This is a genomic window from Bacteroides ihuae (genome assembly GCF_900104585.1).
In the GTDB taxonomy this organism is placed as follows: Bacteria; Bacteroidota; Bacteroidia; order Bacteroidales; family Bacteroidaceae; genus Bacteroides; species Bacteroides ihuae.
Window position 1 is genome coordinate 40,549 of the sequence record NZ_FNVX01000004.1, and the last position, 12,642, is coordinate 53,190.

The 12,642-nt window shown below is 38.8% G+C and carries 11 protein-coding genes and 1 other RNA gene; 6 read left to right on the plus strand and 6 right to left on the minus strand.

Translation table 11 applies throughout. The features are described 5' to 3' along the window. The first annotated feature begins 122 nt into the window (after positions 1–122). Together rnpB and BQ5338_RS01105 are read left to right on the plus strand one after the other, a co-directional pair. An RNA gene (gene rnpB, locus BQ5338_RS01100) (RNase P RNA component class A) lies at positions 123–480 on the plus strand. Between the two features lie 124 nt (positions 481–604). Further along, positions 605–1,924 (plus strand): YihY/virulence factor BrkB family protein, encoded by a 1,320-nt coding sequence (locus BQ5338_RS01105; protein ID WP_071144996.1) that lies wholly within the window; start codon positions 605–607, stop codon positions 1,922–1,924. Between the two features lie 102 nt (positions 1,925–2,026). Here the strand turns inward: BQ5338_RS01105 and BQ5338_RS01110 are convergent, their stop codons facing one another. From BQ5338_RS01110 to pstC, 5 genes are all read right to left on the minus strand, one after another. Beyond that, a complete protein-coding gene (locus BQ5338_RS01110) occupies positions 2,027–2,626 on the minus strand; it encodes a riboflavin synthase (RefSeq protein WP_071144997.1) in 600 nt (199 codons plus the stop codon). 687 nt (positions 2,627–3,313) lie between these two features. Further along, positions 3,314–4,003, minus strand: coding sequence for a phosphate signaling complex protein PhoU (phoU, locus tag BQ5338_RS01115; RefSeq protein WP_071144998.1), 690 nt, complete (start codon positions 4,001–4,003; stop codon positions 3,314–3,316). 59 nt (positions 4,004–4,062) lie between these two features. Further along, positions 4,063–4,821, minus strand: a complete 759-nt coding sequence (pstB, locus tag BQ5338_RS01120) for a phosphate ABC transporter ATP-binding protein PstB (RefSeq protein ID WP_071144999.1) — start codon at positions 4,819–4,821, stop codon at positions 4,063–4,065. A gap of 48 nt (positions 4,822–4,869) precedes the next feature. Next, entirely contained in the window at positions 4,870–5,763 is an 894-nt protein-coding gene (gene pstA, locus BQ5338_RS01125; protein ID WP_071145000.1) for a phosphate ABC transporter permease PstA, read from the minus strand. Between the two features lie 7 nt (positions 5,764–5,770). Next, on the minus strand, positions 5,771–6,955 hold the full coding sequence (gene pstC / locus BQ5338_RS01130) for a phosphate ABC transporter permease subunit PstC (RefSeq protein WP_071145001.1): 1,185 nt from the start codon (positions 6,953–6,955) through the stop codon (positions 5,771–5,773). A gap of 216 nt (positions 6,956–7,171) precedes the next feature. On the opposite strand from pstC, the gene BQ5338_RS01135 reads away from it, so the two are divergent. From BQ5338_RS01135 to BQ5338_RS01150, 4 genes are read left to right on the plus strand one after another with little or no spacing between them, the layout of a single operon-like run. Beyond that, positions 7,172–7,984 carry a phosphate ABC transporter substrate-binding protein gene (locus tag BQ5338_RS01135; protein ID WP_071145002.1) on the plus strand — a complete coding sequence of 271 codons (813 nt, stop codon included), beginning with the start codon at positions 7,172–7,174 and terminating at the stop codon, positions 7,982–7,984. Between the two features lie 58 nt (positions 7,985–8,042). Beyond that, positions 8,043–9,764 (plus strand): glutamine--tRNA ligase/YqeY domain fusion protein, encoded by a 1,722-nt coding sequence (locus tag BQ5338_RS01140; protein ID WP_071145003.1) that lies wholly within the window; start codon positions 8,043–8,045, stop codon positions 9,762–9,764. Positions 9,765–9,797: 33 nt separating this feature from the next. Further along, positions 9,798–11,240, plus strand: coding sequence for a tetratricopeptide repeat protein (locus tag BQ5338_RS01145; protein WP_071145004.1), 1,443 nt, complete (start codon positions 9,798–9,800; stop codon positions 11,238–11,240). 22 nt (positions 11,241–11,262) lie between these two features. Beyond that, entirely contained in the window at positions 11,263–11,901 is a 639-nt protein-coding gene (locus tag BQ5338_RS01150) for a DedA family protein (protein ID WP_071145005.1), read from the plus strand. Between the two features lie 90 nt (positions 11,902–11,991). On the opposite strand, the gene tpx is transcribed toward BQ5338_RS01150, so the two are convergent. Next, complete coding sequence (gene tpx, locus BQ5338_RS01155) at positions 11,992–12,498, minus strand: thiol peroxidase (protein WP_071145006.1); 507 nt, start codon at positions 12,496–12,498, stop codon at positions 11,992–11,994. Positions 12,499–12,642: the final 144 nt, after the last annotated feature.

Genomic DNA, 12,642 nt, shown 5'->3' on the forward strand with positions numbered 1-12,642 from the left:
TAAATTAGCTAATTAGTAGCAAAAAGATTTCATTCTGCCATTCCTCATAGTGCTTTCTTAAATAAAATCAGAGGAACAATCTATCGCTATGTTCGAAAATTTGTTTACTTTTGCAATATAAAGCAGTTGGCCGGTTTGTCGCTTGCGTTCCGCAGGAGGAAAGTCCGGGCAACACAGAGCATCCTACTTCCTAACAGAAAGCTGTCCGTGAGGGTAGAGTAATGCAGAAGAAAATAACCGCCACTTCCGTCGGGAAATGGTAAGGGTGAGAAGGTGGAGTAAGAGCCCACCAGCCGCGTGGTGACACGACGGGCTGTGCATCTTAGGAGTTGTAAGGTCATGTATACCGACGTTATGAGAGTTGCTCGCTCCATGTCGGAGGGTAGACCGCTAAAGTGGTGTGGTGACACATCACTCAGATAAATGACAAACACCCTATTCATTAGGGTACAGAACTCGGCTTATAGGCTGACTGCTTTTTTATATAATATTAAATAATCCCGAAAAGATAAAGATTGAGTCAAAGCCCCCAAAATTGAACTTTTATCTACTTAGGTTAGTTAAATGCTTAGTGCATCTTCATCCTCATAACGAATAGTTATCCATGAATAAAAAAATAAAAAAATTATGGAAGTTCCTGACCTACGACATTTGGCGTATAACGGAAAATGAAGTAACAAGAACCAAGTTCTCCCTTTACAACATTATCAAAACCATTTATGTCTGTGTTAATCAATTCAGTAAAGACCGGATTGTAAATAAAGCATCCGCATTGACATACAGCACTCTACTCGCTATTGTCCCCATTCTCGCCATATTGTTTGCCATAGCTCGAGGGTTTGGCTTTGCTAATCTCATGGAGAATCAAGTACGACACGGCTTTGGAGGAGTAAGTAATACAACAGAGGTGCTCCTTCAATTTGTCGATTCTTATCTGTCACAAACCAAAAGCGGAATATTTATCGGTGTGGGATTGGTTTTATTGTTGTGGACGGTGGTAAATCTAACCAGCAACATCGAGCGTACTTTCAACCGCATTTGGCAGGTGAAGAAGCCCCGAAGCATGTATCGTAAAATCACTGATTATTTCTCCATGTTTCTGCTGCTACCTATCCTGATCGTTGTTTCGGGTGGTTTAACTATCTTCATGAGTACAGCTCTCAAGGAAATGGATAATTTTTTGGTATTGGCACCGATTCTCAAGTTTTTAGTAAGACTTATTCCCTTCGTCCTCACTTGGTTCATGTTTGCCGGACTGTATGTATTCATGCCAAACACAAAGGTTAAGTTCAGACATGCTCTTATTGCAGGTATTCTTGCGGGAACAGCTTATCAAGCCTTCCAATTCCTTTATATAGGCAGTCAGTTGTGGGTGTCGAGGTACAATGCTATCTATGGAAGTTTTGCGGCCATACCAATGTTTCTACTATGGATGCAAATATCATGGACTATCTGTCTTTTTGGTGCCGAACTAACTTATGCGGGACAAAACGTACAAAACTTTAGTTTCGATAAAGACACTCGTAACATCAGCCGTCGGTATCGCGATTTCATTTCCATTCTTATCATGTCCCTCATAGCCAAACGATTTGTCAAGAATGAGAAGCCCTACACTGCGGATGAGATTTCAGAAGAAAATCATATTCCAATCCGACTGACTAACCAAACCTTGTACCAATTGCTGGAAATAAATGTAATTCACGAAGTTGTGACCGATCATAAAAGTGAGGATATTGCTTACCAGCCATCTATAGATGTCAATCAACTGAATGTAGCCTTATTGCTTGAAAAGATTGACACCTTTGGTTCGGAAGATTTTAAAGTAGATAAAGACAAAGCATTCTTTAATCAATGGGGAGTGCTCATTGATTCGAGAGAACAGTATTATAAAGATGCCGGGCAGAAATTACTGAAAGATTTGTAATTGATAAACAACACGCTAAGAACAAAGAGTCTCTGATTATACCTTCGATACTGAAAAAGCAATTCGTCCGTATAATCAGGGATTCTCTTTTAAAAAATCTTTTTATAACGCTATCATACGGCTAATGTACTTACCGATGATATCAAATTCTAAATTAACCACGCTACCTAGTTTAAACGTATGGAAATTAGTATGTTCGTACGTATAAGGAATGATAGCCACCTGGAAGGTGTCATCCGTAGGATTGCACACCGTGAGGCTCACACCATTCACTGTAACCGAGCCCTTATCAACAGCCATATAGCCACGTTTGGCCATCTCTCTGTCAAAAGTATATTTAAAAGTAAAGTACCAACTTCCATCTGCATCGGCAATATCAATACAAGTACACGTTTGATCTACATGCCCCTGAACGATATGTCCGTCCAGCCTACCATTCATCATCATACTTCTCTCCACATTCACCTTGTCTCCCACCTTCAATAACCCAATATTTGAGCATTCAATGGTTTCTTTCATGGCAGTTGTGGTATATGTATCTGCCGTCATACTCACCACGGTGAGGCAAACACCATTATGAGATATACTTTGATCAATCTTTAATTCACTAACAAACGAACACTTCATAGTGAGGTGTAAGTTTTCGCGGTCTTTAACCAGCGATACGACTTCTGCGTATTCTTCTACTATTCCTGAAAACATAATTCTATCTATCCTCTTTTACAGGTTAATAATACAAATTACCTTATATCAAAATGACGCAACAAAGATACAAAGAAGATATCAAGAAACCCCATTTTGACGAAAAAAACGAGATAAGCCGATTTATCAAAGCCAAGAGAATAAATTAGCGACTCGAATTCATAGTAAATTGTATATTATTTTCACCAGTCATAAATCCGCCCTACAAGCCTTCTGAGAGGGGGCTGGTGAACTAACTAGTTCAGCACGGTGAAGTAGTTAATTCAGCACGCTGAACTAGTATCTTCAGCACGGTGAACTAGTATCTTCTATTTATAAAGTATAGTTTGTAAAATAATATACATATCTGAAATCCGGAAGTTTTAGAAAACGTTTAAATGTCTGGGGATACGAATGAGATGGAAGTTATATAAAAAAATCGGGGCTTTTCACAAAGCCCCGATTTTCAGTTTTCAATAGGTATTAGTTTTTCTTTAAGGTAAAAAGATTGTTTTCAGGATAACGGGACAAATATAGCGCCTTTTTAAGTTACCTACCAAATAATAAAATATGTCTTATAACATATTTTTGAGATTTCTTTGCCTTTATTATCATTTGAACGGTAAAAGCACTAAAATTAATGCTCATTAAAAGGAAAAAAAGAATTTTTCTCTTAATGAGCACTAATTAAGCATAAGATAAACTCACCTATTTCTGAGGATAGTGTTCGTCAATCTTGCCACTATGTTTGAGCACTTTGGCATCAATATAGAATACAATCTCTTCGGCAATATTAGTAATATGATCTCCCGAACGTTCCAATTTACGGAACACACTAACCAAGTTGAGATATGGCAGCAAGTTGTCGGTGTGATCTTTTAAATAATCAGCTAAAACAGAAGATACGTTTCTATTAATTTCATCAAGAAAATTATCTTTAGCAAAAACAGATGTCGCAAGTTCCAGGCTCTCTTCATTCAACGCACGCTTTGTGATTTCAAGCATCGAGAGTACCTCTCTATGCATCTCTTCCAATCGAAGACGCTTTAACAATTCACTATCAAGGGCTGGCTCATCGCAATTGATAACAAACCGGGCAATACTCTCTGCAAAATCGCCCAAACGCTCTAAATTAGTATTGATTTTAAGCATAGCAAGCACAAAGCGAAGATCTATTGCAACTGGGTTGTAAAGAGCAATCACATCTTCCACATCGCTATCTATCTTCAATTCGAAAGCATTCACTCGCCTCTCGCGCACCACAACTTGTTGCGCCAACTCTTTATCAAGAGTTAATACAGCTTCTCCGGCTCTATCAAGCTGACTGTAGACAAGTGTCCACATCTCGTCTATTTCTTTCTTCAGCAAAAGAAGTTCCGATTCTATAAACTTTACCATCTTTATTATATTTATGAATTATCTTATATTCAATGTATAGCGGATACAAATATACCATTTTATCCGAATCTTCCAGTAATATAGTTCTGAGTTTGTTCTTTTAAGGGGTTTGTGAAGATTTTCTTTGTATCTCCAAACTCCACCATCTCTCCCAAATAAAAGAATGCCGTTTTATCGCTAACGCGTGCTGCCTGTTGCATGTTGTGCGTCACGATAACAATGGTATATTCTTCTTTAAGTTCATGAATCAGCTCTTCTACTTTCGCTGTTGAGATAGGATCGAGTGCTGATGCTGGCTCGTCCATTAGCAATACCGAAGGGGATACAGCCATAGCACGAGCAATGCAAAGGCGTTGTTGCTGGCCACCTGAAAGAGCATAAGCGGATTCTTTCAGCTTATCTTTCACTTCATCCCACAAAGCAGCTCCTTTCAAAGTTTCTTCCACACGCTGACGAATTAGCGTCTCATCTTTCACGCCATTCACCCGCAGTCCGTATGCCACATTCTCAAAAATACTTTTCGGGAAAGGGTTGGGCCGTTGAAAAACCATTCCTACATTTTTTCTCAACTCATCTACCTGCACACCTTTCTCATAAATGTCTTGGTTATCGATTAAAATTTTCCCGGACATACGTATAGCGGGTATCAAATCATTCATTCGATTAAAGAGTCTCAGGAAAGTAGATTTACCACAACCTGATGGCCCGATGAACGCAACTACAGATTTCTCTTCTATGAGCATACTGATGTCCTTCAATGCATGAAAATCGCCATACCAGAAGTTAACATCATGAGTCGTAATTTTATTATTTGCCATTATTTTTTTCTATTGAAATTACAAGATCAAAAAAGACTTCACGAATAATTAGTTCGTTTTTACTTTCTTTTCAAAATACTTTCGCAAAGCGTGTGCCAACAGATTGACCACTAAGATGATTACAATTAGAACCAAAGCTGTGCCATAGGCCAAAGGCAACTGTGCTTCCATATTTGTTCCGCTGGTAGCGATAACGTATAAGTGATAAGGCAATGCCATACACTGATCGAACATGCTATGAGGGAGTTGCGGTAAAAAGTACGCTGCACAGGTGAAGAGGATTGGAGCTGTTTCACCGGAAACGCGCCCTAGAGCAAGAATAAGCCCTGTAATGATATTGGGCATACCCATAGGTAACACAACATGCCAGATCGTTTGTAATTTTGTGGCACCCAAGGCCCGACTTCCCTCACGCAAACCATCCGGAATAGCTTTCAAAGCCTCTTCCGTAGTACGTATTACTAAAGGCAAACATAACAAGCCTAGCGTCAGAGAGCCTGCAAGTATGCTATCTCCAAAACCCAGATAGTTAACAAAAAGTGCCATACCAAAGAGTCCAAACACGATAGAAGGTATTCCACTAAGATTATTGGTCATCACCCTGATAAATCGCACAAGTTTACCTTTAGGTGCATATTCATTCATATAAATGCCACTCATTATACCAATTGGGAAAGCGAAAAGCGCACTGCCAATCATCAAATAGAAAGTACCAACAATAGCCGGCCAGATACCTCCGGCAGTCATCCCATCTTTCGGGGCTGTAGTAATGAACTCCCAACTGATAGCACCTATACCTTTATATATAATAAAGCCTAAGATGGAAAATAAAATAAGCACCACACACAAACTTAATAAACGAAACAGGCCAAATGCTATGAATTGATACCTTCGCTTAGCTTTCGATCCGGAAATACTGTTCTTTATAAGTAAATTGTCCATATATATTTTATTTTCTCTTTGAAGAAATAGCTTCGACACTAAAATTAATAATCAAAGTAATGAAAAACAGCACTACACCGAGCAAGAACAAAGCCTGATAGTGTGTTCCCCCGGCAGGAGCTTCTCCCAATTCGGCCGCAATCGTGGCGGGAATGGTTCGCAAAGGTTCGAGAATAGTGGTGGGGATTACAGCAGCATTCCCCGTCACCATCAGTACTGCCATTGTTTCGCCTATGGCACGACCAACACCCAACACCACTCCCGACGTAATGCCTGAAATAGAATATGGGATGACTACTTTATAAATAGTCTGCCACTGAGAAGCACCAAGAGCCAGACTGGCTTCGCGCATAGCACGAGGGCAATTGCGCATAGCATCTTCTGTAACAGTAATAATGGTAGGCAGAGCCATAATAGCAAGCACCACACTACCAGCCAGTCCGGTTTCACCTACAGGCAGATCAAAAAGTTTCTGTATGAACGGCACAATAACTATGAGTCCAAAAAAGCCATAGACCACAGAGGGAATACCACTGAGTAATTCTATAACAGGTTTAAGAATATTGCGCGTACGAGGTGCAGCAACCTCGGACATATAAATTGATACAGACAAGCCAAATGGTAAAGCTATTAATATGGCAAAAAGACTAACCCATAAAGTTCCCGTTATCAAGGGCAGAAAACCAAATTGTGGCGCCGGAGTAGCTGTCGGAAACCATTCTGTTCCCGCTAATACATCTGTAAGAGATATCGTATTATCCTTAATTAAATGTATGTTACTACCTTCAACAATAAACTGAGAAGGAACAAAAGCAATGATTCCCGGTGTTTTCTCAACCAACTCGCTAATTTTAGTTCCTGCATGTTCATAAGCTTCACCTAACTCTGCTTCTGTATAATAATGGGTAATGTCTTCCAACCTAAAAACTTTAATGGGCAAGTCTCTCCCACCCAACTGTTTCCAATTAGTTATTTCTTCGTCGAACACTCCCTTTATCTGAGCCGAATTCAACTTGCTTACTGCAGTAGCTTTGTTTAGGGCTAACACATATCCATCTTCAATCACCTTACCGCTAAACAAGCCAAATGCTTCTGTAAACAGGAATAAGATAATCAACACGATGGTAATACTTGTTACAAAGCCGCTACACGTAAGTATGCCTGCGATTATTTTCTCTAAAAACTTCTTCATACCTTATTATTTGATGATGCAAAGAAACCTAGTAGTCATTAAGATGGTATGTCTTTGAGTTGAAGGAATTGTTTCAGATGTATTACATTTAGATTACAAGTGCGAATTACGGTACTTTTGTAACCTAAATGCAATATTAGTTTCCGAGATTTGCACAAAACTATTTCGCCCGATATTTTATGATAATAATAATAATAAACTTTTTTTATTAATTGTATGAAAGCAAAAAATCTCTTTGTACTTGTATTTTCCATTTATGCTATTGCAGCTCAGGCGCAACGAATAAAAGGGAGTGATACAGTGTTACCTGTCTCTCAGCAAACAGCCGAACGCTACATGAAACTTCACCCTGAAGCCAGAGTCACTGTTACCGGAGGAGGTAGCGGTGTAGGGATATCAGCTTTACTAGATAACACAACGGATATTGCCATGGCTTCCCGGGAAATAAAATTTAGCGAAAAAATGAAACTCAGAAAGGCTCAGCAGAATGCGACAGAAGTGATCATTGCCTATGATGCCTTGGCAGTGGTTGTGCACCCGTCAAATCCTGTAAGACGACTTACAAGAGCCCAATTGGAAGCTATATTTAGGGGAAAAGTAACCAATTGGATGCAAGTAGGAGGCGATGATCGTAAGATAGTGGTCTATTCACGCGAAACTTCTTCGGGTACTTATGAATTCTTCAAAGAAAACGTGCTCAAAAATAAAAATTATATGAGCAGTAGTCTTTCTATGCCTGCCACAGGAGCCATCATTCAATCGGTGAGCCAGACGAAAGGAGCAATTGGATACGTAGGATTGGCTTATCTTTCGCCTAGAGTGAAAGCAATACAAGTATCTTACGATGGTAAGAATTTTGTAGGCCCTTCGGTAGAGAATGCAACACGAAAATTATACCCCATTGTACGACCTCTGTTTTTCTACTACAACAGCCATAACAAACAGCTAGTAGACCCTTTTATAAACTTTGTTCTTTCGCCCGAAGGACAGGAGATTATAAAAAAGAGCGGATATATTCCGGTGCACTAGGTTATCATAAAAAAATGTCATATTTTTGTGGCTTTAAATTAAGTAAACACATGCCATCATGACAGATATTAAAGAAGAATCGGGCGAAAAGAAGAGCCTTAATTTTATCGAGCAAGCTATAGAAAGTGATATAAAAGAAGGGAAAAATGCAGGAAAGATACAGACCCGATTTCCTCCTGAACCCAATGGATATCTCCATATCGGTCATGCCAAAGCTATTTGCATGGATTTCGGCGTGGCAAAAAAATATGGAGGAATATGCAATCTACGTTTCGATGATACTAATCCGGTAAAGGAGGATACTGAATATGTAGACTCTATTATGGAAGATATTCAGTGGATGGGATTCCAGTGGGAAAACATCTATTATGCTTCCGACTACTTTCAACAAGTATGGGACTTTGCCGTGGAACTTATAAAACAAGGTAAAGCATATATAGACGAACAAAATGCTGAAGAGATAGCCAAACAAAAAGGTACTCCTACACAGGCCGGTACTGAAAGCCCTTATCGGAATCGTCCGATGGAGGAGAGTCTGGCACTTTTCAATAAGATGAATACAGGAGAAATTGAAGAAGGTGCAATGGTGCTACGTGCCAAAATAGATATGGCCAACCCGAATATGCACTTTCGAGACCCTATCATCTATCGGGTAATCAAGCATCCACACCATCGCACAGGTGATGCATGGAAAGCTTATCCCATGTACGATTTTGCCCATGGACAAAGTGATTATTTCGAAGGTGTCACTCACTCCATCTGTACACTCGAGTTTGAAGTCCACCGCCCCTTATACGACTACTTTGTAAACGAATTAAAAGAAACGTCTCTGGCCGGAGAGGCTGGATATCGTCCCCGACAAATGGAATTCAACCGTTTAAACCTGACATATACAGTAATGAGTAAGCGAAAATTACTCACACTAGTTAAAGAAGGATTAGTGAACGGATGGGATGATCCACGTATGCCGACCATTTGTGGATATCGCCGACGAGGTTATTCTCCTGAATCTATCCGAAAGTTTATTGATATGATCGGTTACACGAAATATGAAGCATTAAATGATGTATCATTGCTCGAAGCAGCTCTACGTGAAGACCTAAACACGCGCGCTACTCGTGTTTCTGCTGTACTGAATCCGGTAAAGCTTATCATCACTAATTATCCGGAAGGACAAGTGGAAGAAATGGAAGCCATCAATAACCCTGAAGATCAAAATTCGGGCATGCACCATATTCAATTTGGTCGCGAGCTTTGGATGGAACGTGAAGACTTCATGGAAGATGCCCCTAAGAAGTTCTTCAGAATGACTCCCGGACAAGAAGTGCGTCTAAAAAATGCATATATTGTGAAGTGCACTGGATGCAAGAAAGATGAAAACGGCGAGATAACTGAGGTTTATTGTGAATATGATCCTCACACCCGAAGTGGTATGCCCGAGAGTAATCGCAAAGTGAAAGGTACGCTGCATTGGGTAAGCTGCTCTCACTGCCTGCCTGCAGAAGTTCGACTATACGATCGATTGTTTAAGATAGAAAATCCGGGTGCAGAAGTTGATTCCGACTTCCGTGAACTATTAAACCCTGAATCCCTGAAAGTATTGACTAACTGTTATGTAGAGAAGTATCTGAGTGAACTAAAGCCCTATTCTTATCTTCAATTTCAACGTATCGGTTATTTCAATATCGATAAGGAATCAACACCCGAAAAGCTCATATTCAATCGCACAGTCGGTTTAAAAGATACTTGGGGGAAAATTAATCATAATCCGCAAAAATAATTGCGAAAAAACAGAGAATAAATAAATATTTCGATGAACGACGAGAAGCAAGTTCAAGAACTAATCCTTCGATACGAAAAGATGAAGGGAGAAAACAAAAGTGTCTATTTTGAAACAGAACAAATAATTGATATAGCAAACGTATACAGTGATGAAAAAGAAGATGAAAAAGCTCTATCTGTTATAGATTATGGCTTAATTTTTCATCCGGATAATACAGAACTCTTGATAGAGAAAGCCTATATTTATATAGATAGGGAGCAAATGGAGCAAGCCGAAATGATACTGAACAGTATTAATGAAACATACTCCAAAGATTATAAGATGCTGAAGGCTGAGTTACTACTGAAAACGGGTAGATTAAATGAAGCCAATGAAATATTTGATAGTCTGGAAGATAAAGAAGACTTAGAAACAGTTCTTGAAATATCAGATCTCTACAGTGAAAAAGGGTATATCAAAGAGGCTCTTTCTACACTAGAGCCAATGATTGAAATGGTAAATCCTGAGACAGTCGACAAAAAAGACTATGACGATTTTGCTAGCTCATTACTCAATTGTTATGTTTCCAGCAACCAATACGATTTAGCAGCCAAATGGTGCAATAAATTATTAGATATACATCCATACAACATTGAATGCTGGATGACTCTTTCGACCATATATACAAATATGAAAGAGTACAGTAAGGGGTTAGAAGCTGCTGATTTTGCCTTAGCAATTGAACCCGATAATCAAGATGCCAAAATCAGAAGAAGCATTTGCTTAAAACTCATGGGAGAGTTGGAGGAATCGAGTACGCTATTTAATGAAGTATTAAACGAGTTACCTTTACCTAAAGAATACACATATTCCTTAGCCGGAACAATGTTTATGGAAATGGAGCAATGGGAAGAAGCTTATAATGAATACAGCAAAGCATTAGAAATCTGCGTTATTGAAGATAATTTCTTACTCTGCGAATTATATAAAAATGCAGTGTATTGCCTTACAAAGATGGAATCTTATGATGAGGCCTACGAACTAGCTGAAAAAGCGAAGGAGTTATTCCCTGATGAGATTGATCTCGATGTAAGCCTTGGAATAGTATACTTACAAAGAGGAGAAGACGAGAAAGCATGGAAACAATGGAACTTTAATCTGGAAAATAAACCCGAAGCTAAAGTGCTTGTCGATGCAAAGTACGAAATTGGATTGCATTGTTTCAAAGCAGAGAAATATGAATGGGCAAAAATCATCTTTACGGAAATAAAAGAGTTAGATCCTCAATTTGACGATATTGAGCAATATCTTGCATGTGCCTACTTAATGCTGAAAGATGTTGTGAATTTCGATATACATAATAATTTGTCAAATGAGCCTCTTAAAATGTCAGATATATATAGCATACTAGGCTACGAAACAGAAGATGACAAATCAGAAATTATATCTCTAATCAATTCTATTTTGAATGATTTAGATAGAAAAATGAAATAGAGTATCAATTAAATTTTGAATTATGGAATCAGTTACTTTTATACAATGGTGTCTTGATCATCTAAATTATTGGACCATTACATTATTGATGGCTATAGAAAGCTCCTTCATTCCATTTCCTTCTGAGGTAGTTATTCCTCCAGCAGCCTATAAAGCAGCCATTGGAAAAGAACTGAATATCTATTTGGTCATCATGTTTGCCACCATAGGAGCCAATATCGGGGCCATAATAAACTACTATCTGGCTAGGTGGCTGGGACGCCCCATTATTTATAAATTTGCCAACAGTCGTTTTGGACACATGTGCCTTATTGATCAGACAAAAATAGAGCACGCTGAGGTTTACTTCGATAAGCACGGTGCACTGTCTACTTTCATTGGAAGATTAATTCCTGCTGTCCGCCAGCTCATTTCAATCCCTGCAGGGTTAGCGCGCATGAAGCTGAGTACTTTTTTACTTTATACTACACTGGGAGCGCTCATTTGGAACAGTATTTTAGGAGCTATTGGCTACTACCTTGCCAGTGTTCCAGGCATCAAGACAGAACAAGAATTATTGGAAAGAGTTACGAAATACAGCCATGAGCTAGGTTATATTTTTATTGGCATTGCACTCTTTATTGTGATCTTTGTGATTTATAAAGGGATGAAGAAAAAGTAGAAACAGACTCAAACATAGTATAAAAATAAAACGGTTAGCAAGGCCTGTTCTTGCTAACCGTTTGTTTTGAGAATCTACAATATTAATCACTTACTTACCAAGCACCGCAGATAACGCTTTTTCATAATCAGGCTCTTGAGTAATCTCTGGTACTAGTTCTGTATACACCACCTTGCCGTCTTTATCAAGCACAACAACTGCACGTGCCAATAGTCCATATAAAGGTCCATCAGTCATCAGTAGTCCATAATTATCGGCAAAGTCGGATGGGCGAAAGTCAGATAATGCAACTACATTGGTTATTCCCTCAGTGCTACAAAAGCGTCCGTGTGCAAAAGGCAAATCTTTAGAGATTGCCAATACTACTGTATCAGGTAAAGAAGATGCCAATTTATTAAACTGACGTACTGATGTAGCACAAACACTCGTATCCAAACTTGGGAAAATATTCAATATTACATTTTTACCTTTCAATTCGCTTAAAGACAACGCAGATAAATCTGTTTTAGTCAATGAAAAATCAGGAGCTAACGCTCCTACTTTAATAAATTCACCACTAATCTTTACCGGTTGTCCTTTAAAATTTGTTGTTGCCATAATTCAATCTATAATTTATATTTTAAAAATTTATTTGATTTATAAAAGAAACAAACTCACTTCAAATAAGTTCAAAAGGAATGACTACAAAAAAACAATCCCTCCGACCTGAAAGGCCGAAGGGAGCACTAATACAGACATCTT

What these genes read in the sequence shown, in the direction of transcription:
- pstC (WP_071145001.1), bottom strand. Translation starts at nt 6,955, where the DNA reads ATGAAGAAGTTTTTAGAGAAAATAATCGCAGGCATACTTACGTGTAGC.
- BQ5338_RS01135 (WP_071145002.1), top strand. Translation starts at nt 7,172, where the DNA reads ATGAAAGCAAAAAATCTCTTTGTACTTGTATTTTCCATTTATGCTATT.
- pstA (WP_071145000.1), bottom strand. Translation starts at nt 5,763, where the DNA reads ATGGACAATTTACTTATAAAGAACAGTATTTCCGGATCGAAAGCTAAG.
- BQ5338_RS01140 (WP_071145003.1), top strand. Translation starts at nt 8,043, where the DNA reads ATGACAGATATTAAAGAAGAATCGGGCGAAAAGAAGAGCCTTAATTTT.
- BQ5338_RS01150 (WP_071145005.1), top strand. Translation starts at nt 11,263, where the DNA reads ATGGAATCAGTTACTTTTATACAATGGTGTCTTGATCATCTAAATTAT.
- BQ5338_RS01145 (WP_071145004.1), top strand. Translation starts at nt 9,798, where the DNA reads ATGAACGACGAGAAGCAAGTTCAAGAACTAATCCTTCGATACGAAAAG.
- BQ5338_RS01110 (WP_071144997.1), bottom strand. Translation starts at nt 2,626, where the DNA reads ATGTTTTCAGGAATAGTAGAAGAATACGCAGAAGTCGTATCGCTGGTT.
- phoU (WP_071144998.1), bottom strand. Translation starts at nt 4,003, where the DNA reads ATGGTAAAGTTTATAGAATCGGAACTTCTTTTGCTGAAGAAAGAAATA.
- tpx (WP_071145006.1), bottom strand. Translation starts at nt 12,498, where the DNA reads ATGGCAACAACAAATTTTAAAGGACAACCGGTAAAGATTAGTGGTGAA.
- BQ5338_RS01105 (WP_071144996.1), top strand. Translation starts at nt 605, where the DNA reads ATGAATAAAAAAATAAAAAAATTATGGAAGTTCCTGACCTACGACATT.
- pstB (WP_071144999.1), bottom strand. Translation starts at nt 4,821, where the DNA reads ATGGCAAATAATAAAATTACGACTCATGATGTTAACTTCTGGTATGGC.